This window comes from Streptomyces sp. NPDC048192 (genome assembly GCF_043202415.1).
Classification (GTDB): Bacteria; Actinomycetota; Actinomycetes; order Streptomycetales; family Streptomycetaceae; genus Streptomyces.
Genome location: NZ_JBIDAL010000012.1, coordinates 1 through 18893, shown reverse-complemented (window position 1 = coordinate 18893; position 18893 = coordinate 1). Strand labels below are relative to the sequence as shown.

Below are 18893 nucleotides of genomic sequence, written 5' to 3'. Positions count from 1 at the left end.
CTCCGGCCCGTGCCTCAGGCCGATCCTGCCCCCTGCGGCGGCGCCGGGAACGGCAGGACCGCCACTGTTACGTTGTCGTGGCCCCCGCCGTCCAGGGCGTGGCCGACCAGCACCCGGGCGGTGTGCAGCGGGCGCTCGGCCGCGCCCGGCGGGACGGCCTCGCTCATCTCCTCGGCCGTCTCGGCGTAGTTCCACAGGCCGTCGGTGCACACCACCACCACACCGGACCGGTCCGGCTTGAACGACGCGGTGTGCGGCTCCAGTTCGTAGGCGTCCGCGCCGAGCCAGCCGGTGATGGCGTGCGCGCGTTCGTCGGCGTACGCCTCGGCCTCGCTCATCAGCCCCGCGGCGACCATCTGCGCGGCCCACGAGTCGTCCTCGGTCAGCCGGGCCGGCGGCGCGCCGCGGTCGTCCGGCACCCAGTAGACGCGGCTGTCGCCGACCCAGCCGACGACCAGCAGCCCCGAGGTGACCACCGCGCCGACGATCGTGCAGGCCGGCGCGTTCTGGTGCGGGGCGTGCTCGCGGGCCGTCGCCGGCTCCTCGGCGAGCGCGTTGACGGCCTGCGCGGCGGCGACGATCGCCTCGTGCATGGCGGTCTGCGGATGCGTGCCGCGCGGCAGCGCGGCCAGCAGGGCGTCGCCGGCCGCCTGGGAGGCCGCCGCCGACGCGTCGTCGGGGCGGGTCGCGGAGGAGACGCCGTCGCAGACGATCGCGACGGCGGCGGGGGTGCCGTCGGGCAGCGCGGTGTGGCCGACGGCGAAGGCGTCCTCGTTGCGGTGGTGGCGCAGCCCCCGGTCGCTGACGGCGGCCACCGGCCCCGACTCCCGTTCCATGTGGTCGCGTTCCCGGGGCTGGGCGTGCCCGCAGTTCTCGCAGTAGCCGTCGCTGTCCACCCGGCCCGACCGGCAGGCCACGCACACCTGCGCGGGCTCCTCGGACGCGGCCGGGGTCTCTGCCACGCGCGGGTCCGGCGCCTGCAACGGGTACTCCTCGGGCTCCGCGGGCCGGTCGAACCGCACCCCGGAAGCGGCCGGCTCCGCTCCCGGCCCGTGCTCGGGCAGCGGCCGGCCGCCGGAGTCGGTGCCGGGCAGGTCGGCCGGGAGGTGCACCGCCGGCGCGGCGCTGCCCGGCTCGGGAGCGGGCCAGTCCACCCCGTCGCCGGGGGAGCCGGTGATGGTGAGCGTCGGATGGTCCTGCGGCGGCGCGGGCACGACGGACAGGTCGTGCCCGCACGCTCCGCAGAACAGGTCGCCCGGTTCCACGGGCTCCGCGCAGCTCGGGCACTTCGGCAGTGCGGCCTGCTGGGGCATCTGCGACATCGACTACACCCACGTCCGGGGGCGGTAACGGTTGGCCCGTTCCACCAGTTCGATCCTCTCCTCGCCGCCGGGCGCCAGCCGGGCCAGCGTGCGGTAGGCGCGCTCCAGGCCGAAGCGCAGGCCGCGCTCGTCCAGACCGCTGCCCAGCAGCATCCGTCCGCCGGTCGCGGGCAAGGCGCCCTGGCCCCCGGAGAGTATCCAGTCCAGCGCCGAGCCGAGGACTTCCGCCGACAACTGCTCGCGCCGGGCCGGGTCCAGACCGTACGCGTCCAGCGCCTCGACCTGCCGGGCGGCGGCCGTCAGGTCGTCGGGGAACGCCACGTCACCGGGGGTCGCCGTGCGCTGTCTGAGCCGCGCCCGGACCGCGGCGACCCGCGCGGCCGTGTAGTGGATGGAGGACTCCGGCACCGACTCCAGGGTCCGCACCGCGCCCCGCCGGTTCCCGGCCGCGAGCTGCACCCGGGCGAGCCCGAATGCGGCGCTCACATAGCTGGGGTCGGTCGCCCACACCAGGTGGTAGTACTCGGCGGCGTTGTCCAGCTGGCCCAGCACCTCCGCGCACAGGCCGAGCGCCAGCTTGGGCGCGGCCTCGCCGGGGAAGGCGTCGTAGACCGCGTCGAAGGCGAGCGCGGCGCCCTCGAAGTCGCCGGTGACCAGCGCGGCCACGCCCCGGTACCACACCACCCGCCAGTCGTCCGGCCGCTCCTCCTCCAGCTGGGCCAGGCTCGTCAGCGCGGCCTGGTGGTCCCCGCTCTCCAGCCGGGCCCGGACCTGCCTGAGCCGGGTCTCCGCGGTCCGCGTGGGCGCCGCGTCCAGCGCGCTGATCAGCTCGCCCGGCGCCGAGGCCAGCAGGCCCGCCAGGAAACCGGCGTTCGGGTCGTTCGGATCGACCAGCGGGACCGGCAGGGCGAGGGCGGTGGCGGCCGTGTCGACGGGCTTGACGAGCGCGGGCGGGGGCAGGGCCGGCGCGGCGGGCGCCGACCTGCCAACCGGGCGCGCACCCAGCCGGGACACGTCGCCGTCCAGCCGCGGGAACAACTCCCGGTCCGTGACCTTCACCTCGGGCCCGAACAGGGTCGACAGGGCGGGCCGGGGCTGCCCGGTCTGCAGCGCGACCACCTCGCGCAGCACGCCCGTCAGCTGCTCGGCCATCTCCTGCGCGGAGGCGAACCGGCGGGCCGGGTCGGGGTCGGTGGCGCGCACCAGCAGCCGGTAGAAGGACTCGTAGCGGCGGAAGACGCCGATGCCGTCCGGATCGGGCAGGGAGTCGGCGTAGACGTTCGTGTAGCCCTGGAAGTCGAAGGTCAGCACCGCGAGCGTGCGGGCCACCGTGTACAGGTCGCTCGCCACCGAGGGGCCCACCTCGGCGACCTCCGGCGCCTGGTAGCCGACCGTGCCGTAGATCGCCGACTCGTCGTCGTCCATGCGGCGCACGGCGCCCATGTCGATCAGCTTGAGCTGGTCCTCGGTCTGGATGGCGTTGTCGACCTTGAAGTCGCAGTACAGCAGGTTGCGGCTGTGCAGGTGACCCAGCGCCTCCAGGGCCTCGATGCCGTAGGCGCAGGCCTGCTCCACCGGCAGCGGATCGCGTCTGCCGTCCGGTGTCCGGCGGGCGTTGGCGATCTCCTTCAGGGACTTGCCGCCGACGTACTCCATCACGATGTAGCCGTCGAGGGAGCCGGTGCGCTGGTCCAGGTGCTCCACGAAGTTGTAGATCCGCACGATGTTGGCGTGCTCGATCTCCGCGAGGAAGCGCCGCTCGGAGATCGCGGCGGCCATCGCGTCCTGGTCGCCGGTGTCCAGCAGGCCCTTGAGCACCACCCAGCGGTCGGAGACGGCCCGGTCCACGGCGAGGTAGATCCAGCCGAGCCCGCCGTGCGCGAGGCAGCCCGCGACCTCGTACTGGCCGTGCACCACGTCCCCGGCCTTGAGCTTCGGCACGAAGGAGTACGGATGCCCGCACTTGGTGCAGAAGCCCTCGGTGCGGCCCGGGCGGTCGCCGCGGGCCCGCCCCACCGGCGCCCCGCAGTCCGAGCGGGAGCAGAACCGCTTGCGCTCCGGCACCTCCGGGTTCTCGAGCACCATCGAGCGCGGATCGGGCCGCGGCACCTGCGGCACGTGCACCAGACCGGCGCCGAGCCGTCCGCGTGTCGAGGTCCCCGACGACGAACCCGAACTGCGCACCGACACCGAGCGGCCGCTGGACCGGCCGGACAGGGACCGCGAGAGCCGCCCGGACACCGAGCGGCGCGACTTCGACGACTGCGACGACGAACGCGAACCGCCGCTGTCCACCGCCCCCTTGGCCACCCCGGTGGGCGCCGAGCCGACCATCCCGCCCCCGGAGGAGGGATCCCCGGCGACGACGGGCGCGAGGCCGCAGGTGTCGCAGTACAGCTCGCCGCCGCCGACGTCCTCGTACGACCCCTCGCAGCCCGGACGCTGACAGCTCTGCCCCGGCCGGCTCATGACTGGTCCCCCTCACGGTCCTCGGGCGCGCCCGCGCCGAGCAGTTCGGCCGCCGCCTTCTGGTAGCGCAGCACGGCCTGTTCGGCCACCCGCAGGTCGCAGGGCGCGCTCCACAGCATCCGCCGGGCCGCGTCGTACCGCTCGACCAGCACCGGGTCCTCCGCGAGGCCGTGCCGGGCCACCTTCGCCTTGTAGGCGTCGAGCCGGCCGCGCAGCTCGGCGCGGACCGCGAGCGGGGCGGTGACGGCGGTCAACTGCTCGCGGGCGCGCAGCAGTTCGTCCTCCGCCCTCTGCTCCAGGGACTCCAGCAGCGGGGACAGCCGGTGCCACTGGCCCTGCCTGCGGTACTCGGCCGCCGTCGCCAGCTGCTCCTGGAGCACGGTCGGCGGCCCGCTGACCACCGGCACCTCGGTCGCCGCGATCTTCGCCAGCACCTCGCCGCGCGCGGCACGGGCCTCGGCGAGGGTGCGGTCGGCGCGCGAGAGCACGTCCCGCAGCCGGATCAGCCGCGCCTCCGCGTCCTGCCGGACCTGCAGCACGGCGTCGATCTCCCGGCGCACGTCCTCCAGGGCGCGCGCCTCACGGTCGTACACCGTGGTGTCCGGACGGCCGCCGCCGGGGGCCGAACTCCCCGCGGCCGGCACCCAGAAGGCCAGCGGGTCGGAGACGACGTCCTCCCTGAGCCTGGTCAGCGTGCGGGTGATCCGCTCCAGGTCGTCACCGGCCGGGTGCTCGCCGGGGCGCACGCCGACGGAGTGCGCGAGCTTGCGGGTGCGCTGCAGCTCCGCGGCGAGTAAATCGATCCGCGCGGGCAGCGCCGACCACACCGCGTCGGCGGCGACGACCAGGTCCAGGCTCGTCGCGTACAGCTCGTTCATCCGGTCGACCAGGCCGGACAGCGTGAACGACTCGCTGAGCGTGCCGTCGCCGGCCACGGTGACGGACTCGCCGCGCAGCAGCCCGGTCAGCTCCGCCAGGTCCTCGCGGCTGGACCAGCGGCGCCGGGCGCGGATCTCGCGGGCGGTGCGCAGCGCGGCGGCGTAGGCGTCGAAGTACCCCCACAGCCGGGTGATCCGGGTCTCCGTGGCCTGCCAGCGTTCCCTGGTGACCCCGGTCAGTTCGGCGCCCTCGAGGAGTCTGCGGCCCGCGTGGTCCTGCAGCGCCAGCAGCGAGGTCTCGATCGCCTCGTGCTCCTGGCCGAGCCGCGCCAGCGCACGGTCCACCTCGTCCCGGTCCATCACCGGCCCGGCGGGGTCCGTGACGCCCATCGATCACCTCTCGCTGCTGTGGGGGTTTCCGGTCGGATGTCGTTCAACTCGTGCGCAGATACTGCGGGGCGGGCGGCTTGGACGCCGAGGAGTCCTTACCCAGTGTCGCCGACAGCCACTTGTCGTACGACGCCTGCCAGCCGCCGGAACGGTAGCCCACCAGAATGCGATTGACCCGGCGTACCAGATCGGAGGCGTCCTTCTTCATCGCCACGCCGTAGTACTCGGTGGTGAACGCCCCGCCCTTCAGTTCGACCGTCGGGTCCTGCGCGGCCTGGCTGGCGGCGAGCGCGCCGTCGGTCACCACCGCGTCCACCTCGCCGAGTTGCAGCCTCACCAGGCAGTCCAGCTGGTTCGGGACGGTGGTGGAGATGTCGGCGGAGGCGGGCAGGGCGCCGCTCTTGCGGTCGGCGTCCAGCTTGGCGTACGCCGTCGAACCGGCCGCCGTGCAGATCCTCTTGTGCGCCAGGGTGCCGTTGTAGCCGGTGACGGCCGACGACTTGGGCGCGAGGACCTGCTGACCGGTCTTGAAGTAGGGCGCGGAGAACGCCACCTGGGACAGCCGGTCACAGGTGATCGTCATGGTCCGCACCACCATGTCCACCCGCCCGTCCTGGATCGCGGAGATCCGCTGGCTGGTCGGGATCGCCTTGAACTGCACCGCGTCCGGGTCGCCGAGGATGTCCTGGGCTATCCGGTGCACCAGGTCGATGTCGAAGCCCTCCAGCTCCGCGCCCGGGGTGTTGGGGTTGCGGTAGCCCCAGTGGTAGCTGTTCTGGTCGACGCCGACGATCAGCTTGCGCCTGGCGCCCGTACGGGACTTGATCGCGTCGATCGTCGGCCCGTCGGCGCCGGACGGCGCCAGGGTCTGCTTCTGCGCCTCGGAGTCCTTGCAGTCGCTCGCCCGGGCCTGCACCCCCTCGGCGACGGCCTGCCCGGACCGCTGCGGCCGGGGCGGGGCCTGCTGGGTGCACGGCAGCAGCAGCACCAGGCCCAGCGCCAGCGCGCACAGCACCGCCATCGCGCCGACCCCGCCCCAGCCCCGCAGGGAGGCTCGCAGACGCGTCGCGTACATCGTCACGCCCCCTGTCACCGGTACTCCGAAAGTCTGCGGCCGACCCCGGCCAGCGCGCCGGCCGCGGCGAGCACCGCGAGCACGGCCGCGCCGACCGGCAGCCCGGTCATGGCGTCCCGCCCGTCGCCGGCGGCCCGCGCGAACTCGTCCTGCTCGTGCCCGATCGCCTGGGCCAGGTTGCGGTCGACGCTGTCGAAGCACTCGCCGGTGGCGCCCTGGGCGCCGATGACCTTGTCCAGCGCCTGCTGGTAGTTGCCGTTCTCGTCCTCGGTGCGGGCGGCGGCGTGGCGCTGCTTCCACACCGCCATGTTGCCCTCGGCGGCCTTCACCGGCGTGGTGCCGCCCTTGTCGTCGGCGAGCTTCTCCGCGCGGCTCAGACCGCTGCCGAGCACGGTCATGTCCTTGTCGAAGTCGTAGTAGTACGCGTCGTACGTCCGCCCGCCGACGGCGACCGTCTCGGCGCCGCGCGCCACCAGGCTCAGGTTCTCGTTGCCGCGCGCCTTCAGGGAGGCGATCCGGGCGTCGTGCAGCACGCTCAGGGAGCGGACGCCGTGGTCGTAGGAGCCGTTCAGGTCCGAGCGGGCCACCGTGTGCCCGACGACGAGCCACAGCAGGGCGATCGTGGTGGCGGCGGAGGCGGCGACCAGGCCGTGGTTGAGGACGCGGTTGGTGCGCCGGTACGTGCGGTGCTGGGCCCAGCCGAGCGCGGCGAGCGCGAGCACGCCGAGCGCGATGGCGAGCCACGGGTACGGCGTGGCGTCGCCGTAGTCGGCGTCCAGCCGCCGGTTCTCGGTGGTGTAGAGATCCTCCGCGGCCGGGAGCATCTCCTTCTGCATCTTCTCGTTGGCGTACCGCAGATAGGCGCCGCCGACCGGATAGCCCTGCCGGTTGTACGTCCGCGCCCGCTCGACGAGCCCCTTGTACTCGGGCAGCAGCCGGTTCAGCTTCGCGATGGTGGCCTCGGACGCCGATCCCGGCTCGGCGTTGGCGGCGGCCGTGACCAGGCCCCCGGCGGCGGTCCGGATGTCCTTCTCGTACCGGTCCCGGGAGGCGGCCGTCTCCTGACCGCCCGCCAGGAACGCGCTGGACGCGGCCGTGTTGGCATCCGCCAGCGACCGGTAGATGTCGGCCGCGCCGGAGCTGAGCGGCTGGCTGCGGTGCAGCACGTCGTCGGCGGCGGCCGCCCGCTCACTGGCCTGCCAGGCGGTGACCGCGCCGAACGCCACGACCAGCAGCGCCAGTACGGCCCCGATGATCCGCAGCCGGCCCGGCTCGGTGGTGGCCGCGCCCCGCAGCCGGTCGACGCCCTCGGCGAACGCGGTCCGCCGGGTGACCGGCGCGGGGGAGCCGGCCGGGCCGGGGCGGCCGGGCTGCGCGGGGATGCCGGGAGCGGCGGGCAGGCCGGGACCCGCCGCCGGTGGTGCCGTACTGCTCTGCGGCGCGTGTGTCACTCGACCTCCCCCAGGGCCATTCCCCGCCGCCCAGTATCGCGGCACGCACCGGCCTCCGCACCGGCCTTCACTGGATCTTGATCGGATCGCAGTGTGCGCTGTCCTTGAAAACGCCCTGCGCACCTGTTCGGTTCCGCCGGGACCGGCTATCCCGCCCAGTACGCCCGCGCCCGCTCCTGCGCCTCCGCGCCCGCGCCCAGCCGGTCCAGGCCCAGCAGGGCCGCGCCGAGCACCGGGCTCGCCGTGACCACGCGGACGTCGGCCTTGAGGGCGCGGGCCGACAGCAGGTCGCGGACGCCGTCGTCCAGCAGGGCGTGACCGGCCGTCAGGACGCTCCCGCCGAGCAGCACCGGCGTCTCCTCGCCGAGCAGGTCCAGCCGGGTCAGCGCCACCGTGGCCAGCACCGCGACCTCCTGTGCGAGCCGGGCCACGATCGAGCGGGCCACCGCGTCGCCCCCGGCGGCCGTCGCGAACAGCACCGGGGTCAGCTCGTGCCGGCGGTCGTGGTCGATGCGCTCCAGGTGCAGCGCCTCGATCAGCGCGTACATGGTCGGCAGCCCGAAGTGCGCGGGCAGGTCGCGGCTGAGCGCGGTCGGCTCGCCCCGGCCGTCCTCCGCGCGGGCCGCGAACCACAGCGCCTCCTCCGCCAGCCCCCAGCCCCCGCCCCAGTCGCCGGAGATCCGCCCGATCGCCGGGAAGCGCGCGGTACGGCCGTCGGGGCGCATGCCGACGCAGTTGATGCCCGCCCCGCACACCACCGCCACCCCGCGCGGCTCGGCGACGCCCGCCCGCAGGATCGCGAAGGTGTCGTTGCGCACCGCCACCGAGCCGCCCCAGCCGCGCGCCCGCAGCGCCGCCGCCAACTGCTCCTCCTCGACCGGCAGATCGGCGTTGGCCAGGCAGGCCGAGACGTGGGAGACCGAGGTGACGCCCGCGTCGGCGAAGGCCCGCGCGACCGGGGCCGCCAGCGCGTCCAGCGCCGCCGCCACCCCCACCGCGGGCGGGCGGAAGCCGCCGCCGCGGGCCGTGGCCAGCACCTCCCCGGCGGCGGTGACCACGGCCACGTCGGTCTTGCTGTTGCCCGCGTCGATCGCGAGCACGGTCGAGGTCAGGCCCACGCGAGGTGCTCCCGGTTGTGTGCGATCAGCTGGTCGGCGAGGGCCTCGGCGTGGGCGTACTGGCCGATCAGCGGGTGGGCGAGCAGGGCGCGGAAGACGCGGTCGCGGCCGCCGCGCAGCGCCGCCTCGAGGGCCAGCTCCTCGTACGAGGTCACGTTCGCGACCAGCCCGGCGAACAGCGGGTCCAGGTCCGGCACCGGCAGCGGGACCGGCCCGCACGGGCCGACCGCGGCCTGCACCTCGATCACCGCGTCGTCCGGGATGAAGGGCAGGGTGCCCTTGTTGACGGTGTTGACCACCTGGTACGGGCTGCCCGCCCCGCCCAGCAGCGCCGCCGCCAGATCCACGGCCGCCTCCGAGTAGTAGGCCCCGCCCCGCTTGGCGAGCAGCGCGGGTTTCTCGTCCAGGGCCGGATCGCCGTACATCGCCAGCAGCTCCCGCTCCATCGCGGCGACTTCGGCGGCCCGGGACGGCTTGGTGCCCAGTTCCCGCACGACTTCGTCGTGGGCGTAGTAGTAGCGCAGGTAGTAGGAGGGGACCACGCCCAGCCGGTCCAGCAGGGGGCGCGGCAGGCGCAGGTCGCCGGCGATCGCGTCGCCGTGTTCGGCGAGCAGTTTCGGCAGGACGTTCTCGCCCTCCGGACCGCCGAGATGCACACCGGTCTCCCACGTCAGGTGGTTGAGGCCCACATGTGCCAGATGCACATCCGCCGGGGCGACACCGAGCAGGCCGGCGAACTTCCGCTGGAAGCCGATCGCCACGTTGCACAGGCCGACCGCCCGGTGCCCGGCCTGGAGCAGGGCGCGGGTGACGATGCCGACCGGGTTGGTGAAGTCGATGATCCAGGCACGCGGGCTGGCCCGGCGGACCCGTTCGGCGATGTCCAGGACGACCGGGACCGTGCGCAGCGCCTTGGCGAGGCCGCCCGCGCCGGTGGTCTCCTGCCCGACGCAGCCGCAGGTGAGCGGCCAGGTCTCGTCCTGCTCGCGGGCCGCCTGCCCGCCGACGCGCAGCTGGAGCAGCACGGCGTCGGCGCCGTCCACGGCCGCGTCCAGGTCGGCGGTGGTGACGATCCGGCCCGGATGCCCCTGCTTGGCGAAGATGCGGCGGGCCAGGCCGCCCACCAGCTCCAGGCGTTCGGCGGCCGGGTCCACGAGGACGAGTTCTGCGACGGGCAGGGTGTCCCTCAGGCGGGCGAAGCCGTCGACGAGTTCGGGGGTGTAGGTCGAGCCTCCGCCGACCACGGTGAGTTTCACAGTCGGATCAACCCTTTACTCCGGTGAGGGTGACGCCCTCGACGAACGCCCGCTGGGCGAAGAAGAACACGAGGATCACGGGGGCCATGACCAGCACGGTCGCGGCCATGGTGAGGTTCCAGTCGGTGTGGTGGGCGCCCTTGAAGGACTCCAGGCCGTAGGACAGGGTCCAGGCGCCGGGGTTCTCGGACGCGTAGATCTGCGGGCCGAAGTAGTCGTTCCAGGCGTAGAAGAACTGGAAGAGGGCGACGGCGGCGATGCCCGGCCGGGCCATCGGCAGGACCACCGTCAGCAGGGTCCTCAGGTCCCCGCAGCCGTCCACCTTCGCCGCGTCCAGGTACTCGTTGGGGATCGTCATCAGGAACTGGCGCAGCAGGAAGACGGAGAACGCGTCCCCGAACGCCATCGGAACGATCAGCGGCCACAGCGTGCCGGACAGGTCCAGCTGCTTCGCCCAGAACAGGTACATCGGGATGATCACCACCTGCGGGGGCAGCATCATCATCGAGATCACCAGCATGAGCGACAGGTTGCGGCCCCGGAAGCGGAACTTGGCGAGCGCGTACGCCACCGGGAGCGACGACACCACGGTGAGCACGGTGCCCAGGCCCGCGTAGATCAGCGTGTTCTTCCACCAGGTCAGGAAGCCCGGCGTGTCGAAGACCTTCCGGTAGTTGCCCCACTCCCAGGTGTGCGGGATCAGATCCCGGCTGAGCGCCTGGCTGTCGCTCATCAGCGAGGTCAGGAAGACGAACACGAAGGGCAGGGTGAAGAACAGCGCGGCGGCGACGCCGAGGGAGTGGACGGCGATCCACTCCAGCAGGGCCCGGCGCCGGGCGGTGCGCTCGGCGGGCGAGACCGGGGCCCGCAGTTCCACCGGTGTGTCCAGTACCTGGGTCATGTCAGTCACCTGCCTGGATGAGACCGCCCCGGCGCCGCATCAGGAAGGCGGTGAACACCATCGACAGGGCGAACAGCACCAGCGCCACCACACAGGCCGAGCCGTAGTCGAAGCGCTGGAAGCCGAGGTTGTAGACGAGCTGGGGGAGGGTGAGCGTGGACTTGTCGGGGTAGCCGGGCTCGAACTGGGTGCCGGCGCCCTGGATCACCCCGGAGGCGACCTTCCCGGCGATCAGCGGCTGCGTGTAGTACTGCATGGTCTGGATCACGCCGGTGACGACGGCGAACATCACGATCGGGGAGATGTTGGGCAGCGTGACGTACCGGAACCGCTGCCAGGCCGAGGCGCCGTCCAGCTCGGCCGCCTCGTACTGCTCGGCCGGCACGTCCAGCAGCGCGGCCATGAAGATCACCATGAGGTCGCCGATGCCCCACAGCGCCAGCAGGGTGAGGGCCGGCTTGGACCAGGCGGGGTCGTTGAACCAGCCCGGCGCCGGGATGCCGGCCTTGTCCAGGATCGAGTTCACCGGGCCGGTGCCGGGGTTGAGCAGGAAGGCGAAGGCCATGGTGGCCGCCACCGGCGGGGCGAGGTAGGGCAGGTAGAACAGGGTGCGGAAGACGCCCGTCGCCGTCTTGATCCTGGTGATGAGCAGGCCGACGCCGAGCCCGAAGACGACCCGGAGGGTCACCATCACCAGCACCAGCCACAGGGTGTTGCGCAGGGCCGGCCAGAACAGCGGGTAGTGCTCGAAGACATAGGCCCAGTTCTTGCCCCCGCTCCACGTCGGCGGCTTGAAGCCGTCGTAGTGCATGAAGGAGAAATAGACCGTCGAGACCAGCGGGTAGGCGAAGAACACCGCGAACCCGATCAGCCAGGGCGACATGAAGGCGAGGGTCCGCAGCGCCGACCGGCGGCGCTTGGACGCCAGGGTGACCGTGCTCATCGGCTACTTCGCCTGCGCGATGTCGGTGTCGATCTGTGCCGCCGTCTTCCTCAGGCCGGCCTTCAGGTCGGTGACCTTGCCGCTTTCGTAGTCGTAGCCGAACTGCTGGATCGTCACGAGGTACTGGCCGCCGTTGACGGAGGCGGGAGTGGTGGCGGAGTAGGGGTTGGCGGCGATGTCCAGGAACGTCTTGAACCGCGGGTCGTACTTCAGCTTCGGGGATTTCAGCGCGGCCAGCGTGGAGGGGACGTTGTGGATGTCGTTGGCGAATCCGACCACCGCGTCCGTGTTCGTGCTGACGTACTTGACGAACTCCCAGGCCGCGTTCTGCTTGTGGCTGGTGGCGGCGATGCCCGCGATGGTGCCAGTGATGTAGCCCTTGCCGTACTGGTTCACCTGGTCGTCGGGCACGGGCAGGGGGGCGACCCCGATGCCGAACTTCGGCTTTGCCTGCTCGGCCATGCCGAGCCGCCACTCGCCGTCGAGCTGCATGGCGACCTGGCCGGTGTGGAAGGGGTGCCTGGGGCCCCATTCGTCGCCGAGGGTGGCCCGGAACTTCTCCAGCTTCTGGAATCCGCCGAGTTCGTCCACCAGCCGCTTCTGGAGTGCGAAGCCCTGCTGGAACGCCGGGTCCCTGGCGAGGTCGGACTTGCCGTCCTTGTCGAAGTACGTCGGCGAGAACTGCGCGAAGTAGTGCTCGGTGGTGGATTCCCAGCCGTGGTAGTCCGGCATGAATCCCAGCTGCTTGTAGCCGTCGCCCTGCGGAATGGTCAGCTTCTTGGCGTCGGCCTCGAACTCGGACCAGGTCTTCGGCGGACCGGCGATACCGGCCTTCGCGAACGCCGTCTTGTTGTAGTAGAGCCCGTACGCGTCACCGAGCAGCGGCACCGTGCAGCGGTTGCCGTCGAACTGGGTGTACTCGTTCATCGGCTTCGGGAACGTCTTCTCCGGGTCGATGCCGGCCTTCTTGAAGAAGGGGTTGAGGTCGACCAGCGCGCCCGAGGAACAGAACTTGCCGACATTGTTGGTGGTGAACGAGGAGATCACGTCCGGCGCCTTGTCCCCGCCGGACCGCAGCGCCTGGTTGATCTTGTCGTCGGTCATGTTGCCGACGACGTTCACATGGATGTTGGGGTGTGCCTTCTCGAACCCGGCGACCAGGGACTTGACGGCCTTCACCTCGTTCGGCGCGCTCCAGGCGTGCCAGAAGTTGATCGTCGTGTCCTTCGACGCGTCGTCCGTGGCGCCGGAGCCGGACTGCCCCGTACAGGCGGAGGCGGCGAGCAGGACGGCACAGGTGGTCAGGGCGAAAGCCGCTTTTCGGGCAGCTGAGGGTACGACTTCGGGCATGGCGCGGTCTCCCAGCGGGACGGGGTGGGTGAGAGGGGGGCCTAGCGCGAGGTGTCGAAGACCTCGTCGCGGGTGGTGCCGAGCGCGGACTCCAACGCGCCGCGCAGTACCGGGTGTTCGTGGACGTCGCCGACGACCAGCCGGGGGCGGGCCGCGGCCAGTTCCGCCAGCTCGGCCTGGACGAGGGCGCGCAGCACCTCGCCGCCGGCCGTCAGCGCGGTGCCGGACAGGACGACGAGTTCGGGGTCGAGGACGGAGACGAGCGAGGCGAGACCGGTGGCGAGCCGGGTCGCGTAGGTGCGCAGCAGCTCCCGGTAGGGGCCGGTGGCGTGGTCGGCGGCGCGGGCGACGAGGGCGGCGGCCACGTCCGGGTACGGCCCCGGCGGCACGTCCTCGATGCCGAGTTCCCGGGCCAGCTTCGGTACGGCCTGGGAGCCGGCCAGCTCCTGGTAGCCGCCGCTGTTGGCCTTGGTCACCTGCCGCACCAGGGGCGTGCCCGGCACCGGCAGGAAGCCGACCTCGCCGGCGCCGCCGGTCCAGCCCCGGTGCAGCCGGCCGCCGAGGACCAGGGCGGCGCCGAGGCCCTCCTGGTTCCACAGCAGCACGAAGTCGCCGTGGCCCCGGGCCGCGCCGAGCCGCTGTTCGGCGAGGGCGACGAGGTTGACGTCGTTCTCGTACTCGACCGGCATCGGCAGGGCGGCGGCGAGTTCGTCGAGCAGGGCGGGGGAGTGCCAGCCGGGCAGATGGGAGGCGTAGCGCAGCCGGCCGGTGTTGGGGTCGAAGGCGCCCGGGGTGCCGATGACCAGCCGGTGCACGTCGCCGCGCGCGAGACCGGCGGCCTTGACGGCGCCGTCGAGGGCGTCGGTGACCTGCTGGACGACGGGCTGCGCGGGCCGCCGTCCCGGTGTGGGCAGTTCGAACTCGCCCACCGTGCGGCCGGTGATGTCGGCGACCGCGGCGCGGATGCGGGTGGGGGTGACGTCGAGCCCCGCGGCGTACGCGGCGCGGGGGTTGACCGCGTACAGCTGGGCGTTGGGTCCTGGCCGTCCCTCGCTGGTGCCGGTCACCCGGACCAGCCCGGCCGCCTCCAGGCGGGCCAGCAGCTGGGAGGCGGTGGGCTTGGACAGGCCGGTGAGCTTGCCGATCCGGGTGCGCGACAGCGGCCCGTGCTCCAGCAGCAGGTCCAGGGCGGCACGGTCGTTCATGGCGCGCAGCACGCGCGGGGTGCCCGGCGTACCGGCGGTTCCTGCCATGGAGTCGACACCTGCCTTTCCAGCCACCCAGCTTTTCAGTGACCCGGCGGAACCGTCCAGTCTTGGATCACTGGCCGACCGGAGATCACTGTTAGGAAACTTTCCTATTGGCGTGGGAGGAACGTAAGCCCAGGACGAAGGGGGCGTCAAGAGACGGCGGCGCCGAGGAGACGGAGTCGTTATCTCGGGGGAATGTCCGGCGCTCGGTCAGTCCCGGAGGAAGGGTGTGGTGTCGAGGGCGGGGTACGGAGCGGGGAGGTGCAGGGGTTCGCCGAGGTCGACCTTGTCGTCGGTGTCGTAGTACGCCTCGGTGGGGTCGTCGCCGGGAAGGACCGGGTCCGTGTAGCAGTGGGCCGTCCTGGAGTGGCGGTCGATGAGGACGTGGACGGGGATGCCGGCGGCGGCGTAGGTGGCGAGCTTGGCGCCTGTGTCCACCGCGTGGTTGGACGAGGTGACCTCGCCGACCAGAGCGATCATGTCGATCGGGTACCGATAGGAGTTGTCCGGTTCGGTCGGCTCCCGGTGGAGGATGGAGAAGTCGGGAATCACCAGCGCCATCGTGCTGCCGTCCTGGTGGGCGGCCCTAAAGCCCATGCCCATCCCCGCCAGGTCGGGTCCGGCCGTGTGAGCTGGACCGTGAGATTGACGGCGCCATTGCTGTGGTTGTAGTCCGGTTGCGGCGGCACGATGACCGTCCCCTCGACGTACTCGGGCCGAATCGGCGCCACCGACGCCTCCTCGAACGCGATCAGCAGATCGATGGGGTCCTGCGTCATCACCGGCTCCATGAGAGGTTCGGCGCTCATCGCTCGTCTCCTCGTCGCACTGATGCCAGGCTAAGCCCACGCCGGGCGCCCCGGCGGAACGATGGGGCACCCCGTGCGCACCACGCGCCGGGATGCCCCACCTGTTCACTCGAACGAGTGTGCTGAACCGTTCCGCTCGCTACTTGCCCGGAGTCGCCGGCCGTCGCGGGGCGAGCGGGGCCGTCGCCGCCACCTGCGGCGAGTCGGCGTTGGCGTACACCGAGGGGGCCGCCACCGCGGCCGTCGGGTCCGGGGCGTCCTCCGCGTCCTCCACGGAGGTCGCGCCGCCCACGATCCGGATGCTGGCCCGGTCGAACGCCCGCTTGATCCGCCAGCGCAGCTCCCGCTCGACCGTCAGGGACTTGCCCGGCATGGTCCTGGCGGAGACCCGGACGACCATGGAGTCGATCAGGACCGAGTCCAGCCCGAGGACCTCGACGGGGCCCCACAGCAGCTCGTTCCAGGGCTCTTCCTTGCTCAGGTGCTCGGCGACGTCGTCCAGCGTGGCCTTGACGTGGTCCAGGTCCTCGCTCGCCCGCACCGTCACGTCGACGCCGGCCGTGGCCCAGCCCTGGGAGAGGTTGCCGATCCGCTTGACCTCGCCGTTGCGGACGTACCAGATCTCGCCGTCCGCGCCGCGCAGCTTGGTCACGCGCAGCCCCACCTCGATCACCTCGCCGGTGGCCACGCCCGCGTCGATCACGTCGCCGACGCCGTACTGGTCCTCGAGGATCATGAACACGCCGGAGAGGAAGTCGGTGACCAGGTTCCGCGCGCCGAAACCGATCGCCACGCCGGCCACGCCGGCCGACGCCAGCAGCGGCGCCAGGTTGATCTTGAAGGTGCCCAGCACCATCAGCGCGGCCGTGCCGAGGATCAGGAAGCTCGCCACCGACCGCAGCACCGACCCGATCGCCGCCGCCCGCTGCCGCCGCCGCTCGGCGTTGACCAGCAGCCCGCCGAGCGCCGTGCCCTCCGCGGACTGCGCGGCGCGGCCCATCCGGTCGATCAGCTTGGTGATCGCCCGCCGCACCACCGCGCGCAGCGCCACCGCCACGACCACGATCAGCAGGATCTGCAGCCCCATCGCGAGCCACGTCGACCAGTTCTGCTCGACCCAGCTCGCCGCGTTCGTCGCGCTCTCCTGGGCGTCCTGGAGCGAGGGGACGGCCGGTTCCGTCGAGCCGGAGGGTGAGGGGGTCGGCGACGCTCCGGCGGCCAGCAGGACGGCGGGCAAGGACGACACGGCAGGTACCTCCAGGTGCTGCGCGGTCCGGCCGGCGGGCGGTCAAGGTCTTCAAGGTCACGGAAAGGTCACCGGACGGACAGGGCCACCACACTAACGGGGCATTGTGTGTGCCCCGTGCGAATCCGCCAAGGAGGCGTACGGGAGAGACGGGGCTCACCCCGGCGTGAACAGGCAGGGACCCCGCCGGCTTGAACCGGGCGTGATCCGGGGGATGAATGAGGTGTGGTCGAAAACACTCCCAGCCCGTTACCGGGACATGGTGGCGCCGCCACCAGGCATGAGGGGAGACTGACTGCAGATCGTCCCGGCGCGAGCCACGCGCCGCCGACGCCCAAGGAGGCACCCGTGCCGCATGTCCTGGTCCTCAACGCGTCGTACGAGCCGCTCGGCGTCGTACCGCTCCGCCGCGCGCTCGTCCTCGTCCTGGAGAACAAGGCCGTCTCCCTCGAGGAATCCGGCGCCTATATGCACAGCGCATCCGTCACCGTTCCCGCACCCAGCGTGGTCCGGCTCAAGCGATTCGTCCGGGTTCCCTATCGGGGGCCCGTTCCGCTCACCCGCCGAGCGCTCTTCGCGCGCGACGGAGGCCGGTGCATGTACTGCGGTGGCGTCGCAACCAGCGTCGACCACGTCATCCCGCGCAGCCGCGGGGGCAAGCACGTCTGGGACAACGTGGTGGCGTCCTGCCGCCGCTGCAACCACGTGAAGGCCGACCGCCACCTCGTCGAACTCGGCTGGCGGCTGCGGCACAAGCCGGCTCCGCCGACCGGCCTGGCCTGGCGCATCATCGGCACCGGCCACCGGGACCCGCGCTGGCTGCCGTACTTGCAGCCGTACGGCGCGGACGATGCCCTGGCCCGGATCGACGGCATATCCGCCTGACGAGATCCGGGCCTTCCCGTACCCGCCGGCTCCGGGAGCCCCCTGAGCGTCCCCGGAGCCGGGCGGCTCACGCGTAGCGCAGCCGGGCCGGGTCCGCCGAGCGGCGCAGCAGGGGCAGCGAACCGGCCGCCGCCAGCAGGCAGCACACGTACACGGCCGGCGGCACCAGCAGCGCGGTGTACGGCACGGTGGGCAGGCCGCCGTGCACCAGCGAGCCGTACCAGACGCCGACCGCCATGCCGGCCGCGCCCGCCGGCACCAGCGCGGGGGCCAGCGGCAGGGCCGTCTCCAGCAGCAGCGCCCGGCCGAGCACCGCCCGCGGCACCCCGGAGGCGACCTGTGCGCTCAGCCCGCCGCGGCGGTTCGCCACCGACTCGGCGGTGCCGACGGCGAGCCCCGAGAGGGTGATCAGAAGGGCGACGAGGAGCGCGGCTCCCGTCAGGTCGATGCCCGTGGTGTAGAAGGCCGTGCCCATGGCGAGCGAGTGCTCCCGGCTCGCCTCGCGCAGATCGGCCAGAAGTGCCTGCCGGACCCCGGCGAAGGCCGTGCCGGCGAGCGTGACCAGCAGCACCGCCGCATGGGTGCGGGCCGCCGCCCAGGGGTCGTCGCGCAGCCGTTCCGCGGCGATCAGCACCGCCGCGCCACGGGCCCGGCCCGCCAGCAGCCGCCCGGCCGCCCCGGCCGCGCCCCCGGCCAGCCACACCGCCCCCGCCCCGCCCGCCAGAACCAGACCGGACACCGCCAAGGGCGCCCACCCGCGGTCGGCTCCGGAGGCGTTCGCCACGGACCACAGCGCGAGCAGCAGCACCAGCAGTACACCGGCCGCGAACAGCAGCCCCGGCCCGCGTCCGCCGGCCGGCCGCACCCGGCGCACCCGGCCGAGCGGCGAGGCCACCACCCGGCGCAGGGCCAGCGCGCCCGCCGCCGCCCCGAGCAGGGGCACTCCCAGTACGACCAGTGCGAAGCCGGCCCACATCCACCCGGTGGGCCCGCTCCACACGCCCAGCACCACGGGTACCGCGACCGCGCCGGCGAGGACCGAGCCCAGCAGACAGGCTGGCCCGGTCTCCAGCGCGGCGATCCGGCGCACCTGCGCCGGGGTGGCCCCGGCCAGCCGCAGCCCGGCCAGCCGGCGGTCACGGCGCACGGCGCCGATCCGCGCGCACTGGCCGAGGAACCCGAGCACCGGCAGCAGGAGGAGCAGGAGGCCGGCGATCACTCCGGAGCGCTCGCCGGGGTCGTCCAGCAGGCCGTGGCCGAAGGACACTTGGTAGTGCCCGTGCAGCGAGGCCAGGGCGACGGCGGCCAGCGCGAACCCGGCGGCCAGGGCGGCCCCGGCCGCGGTCAGTCCGAGCCGCCACCACTCCGGCCGCCCGGTTCCCCGCAGCAACCGCCAGGCCAGCCGCGCGTCGCCGGCCAGACCGGCCCGCGGCCGCCCAGCCGCCCCGGCGCCTGCCCCGTTACCTTCTTCATGGCCTCGCAAGGAGGCTCCCGGCCTTCGGCCCCGGTATGACTTGAGCCCCCAGTCGAGATGATCGAAAAGGTGGTGT

Annotated in this window: 16 protein-coding genes; 1 reads left to right on the top strand and 15 read right to left on the bottom strand. The window is 72.9% G+C overall.

Annotated features, from left to right (window positions below):
- Positions 1-14 precede the first annotated feature (14 nt).
- The 14 genes from ACGFZN_RS25570 to ACGFZN_RS25505 form a co-directional block, all read right to left on the bottom strand.
- Positions 15-1322, bottom strand: a complete 1308-nt coding sequence (locus ACGFZN_RS25570; RefSeq protein WP_393860813.1) for a protein phosphatase 2C domain-containing protein — start codon at positions 1320-1322, stop codon at positions 15-17.
- Positions 1323-1325: 3 nt separating this feature from the next.
- Positions 1326-3791, bottom strand: a complete 2466-nt coding sequence (locus tag ACGFZN_RS25565; protein ID WP_393860812.1) for a tetratricopeptide repeat protein — start codon at positions 3789-3791, stop codon at positions 1326-1328.
- The gene (locus tag ACGFZN_RS25560) at positions 3788-5059 is read right to left on the bottom strand and encodes a hypothetical protein (protein WP_393860811.1); all 1272 of its coding nucleotides are present in this window, start codon (positions 5057-5059) and stop codon (positions 3788-3790) included. Before ACGFZN_RS25560 ends, ACGFZN_RS25565 begins: the two co-directional genes overlap by 4 nt.
- 43 nt (positions 5060-5102) lie before the next feature.
- On the bottom strand, positions 5103-6134 hold the full coding sequence (locus tag ACGFZN_RS25555; RefSeq protein ID WP_393860810.1) for a glutamate ABC transporter substrate-binding protein: 1032 nt from the start codon (positions 6132-6134) through the stop codon (positions 5103-5105).
- Between the two features lie 14 nt (positions 6135-6148).
- Entirely contained in the window at positions 6149-7585 is a 1437-nt protein-coding gene (locus ACGFZN_RS25550; RefSeq protein ID WP_393860809.1) for a hypothetical protein, read from the bottom strand.
- A gap of 146 nt (positions 7586-7731) precedes the next feature.
- Positions 7732-8703, bottom strand: a complete 972-nt coding sequence (locus ACGFZN_RS25545; RefSeq protein WP_393860808.1) for an N-acetylglucosamine kinase — start codon at positions 8701-8703, stop codon at positions 7732-7734.
- Complete coding sequence (locus ACGFZN_RS25540; RefSeq protein WP_393860807.1) at positions 8694-9959, bottom strand: 6-phospho-beta-glucosidase; 1266 nt, start codon at positions 9957-9959, stop codon at positions 8694-8696. Before ACGFZN_RS25540 ends, ACGFZN_RS25545 begins: the two co-directional genes overlap by 10 nt.
- Before the next feature lie 7 nt (positions 9960-9966).
- Positions 9967-10860, bottom strand: coding sequence for a carbohydrate ABC transporter permease (locus ACGFZN_RS25535; RefSeq protein ID WP_393860806.1), 894 nt, complete (start codon positions 10858-10860; stop codon positions 9967-9969).
- 1 nt (position 10861) lies between these two features.
- Positions 10862-11803 (bottom strand): carbohydrate ABC transporter permease, encoded by a 942-nt coding sequence (locus ACGFZN_RS25530; RefSeq protein ID WP_393860805.1) that lies wholly within the window; start codon positions 11801-11803, stop codon positions 10862-10864.
- Between the two features lie 3 nt (positions 11804-11806).
- Entirely contained in the window at positions 11807-13153 is a 1347-nt protein-coding gene (locus ACGFZN_RS25525; protein ID WP_393860804.1) for an ABC transporter substrate-binding protein, read from the bottom strand.
- Between the two features lie 41 nt (positions 13154-13194).
- Positions 13195-14406 carry an ROK family protein gene (locus tag ACGFZN_RS25520; protein WP_393860803.1) on the bottom strand — a complete coding sequence of 404 codons (1212 nt, stop codon included), beginning with the start codon at positions 14404-14406 and terminating at the stop codon, positions 13195-13197.
- A 207-nt stretch (positions 14407-14613) separates the two neighbouring features.
- Positions 14614-14964, bottom strand: a complete 351-nt coding sequence (locus ACGFZN_RS25515) for a Uma2 family endonuclease (RefSeq protein WP_393860802.1) — start codon at positions 14962-14964, stop codon at positions 14614-14616.
- Positions 14952-15212 (bottom strand): hypothetical protein, encoded by a 261-nt coding sequence (locus ACGFZN_RS25510; RefSeq protein WP_393860801.1) that lies wholly within the window; start codon positions 15210-15212, stop codon positions 14952-14954. The genes ACGFZN_RS25515 and ACGFZN_RS25510 overlap by 13 nt, the downstream gene beginning before the upstream one ends.
- Before the next feature lie 139 nt (positions 15213-15351).
- Positions 15352-16458, bottom strand: a complete 1107-nt coding sequence (locus ACGFZN_RS25505; protein WP_393860800.1) for a mechanosensitive ion channel family protein — start codon at positions 16456-16458, stop codon at positions 15352-15354.
- Positions 16459-16806: 348 nt separating this feature from the next.
- Here ACGFZN_RS25505 and ACGFZN_RS25500 point away from each other — a divergent pair, with 348 nt between their 5' ends.
- Positions 16807-17343, top strand: coding sequence for an HNH endonuclease (locus ACGFZN_RS25500; protein WP_330339930.1), 537 nt, complete (start codon positions 16807-16809; stop codon positions 17341-17343).
- A 67-nt stretch (positions 17344-17410) separates the two neighbouring features.
- Here ACGFZN_RS25500 and ACGFZN_RS25495 read toward each other — a convergent pair whose 3' ends face one another.
- The gene (locus ACGFZN_RS25495; RefSeq protein WP_393861020.1) at positions 17411-18763 is read right to left on the bottom strand and encodes an ABC transporter permease; all 1353 of its coding nucleotides are present in this window, start codon (positions 18761-18763) and stop codon (positions 17411-17413) included.
- Positions 18764-18893 lie beyond the last annotated feature (130 nt).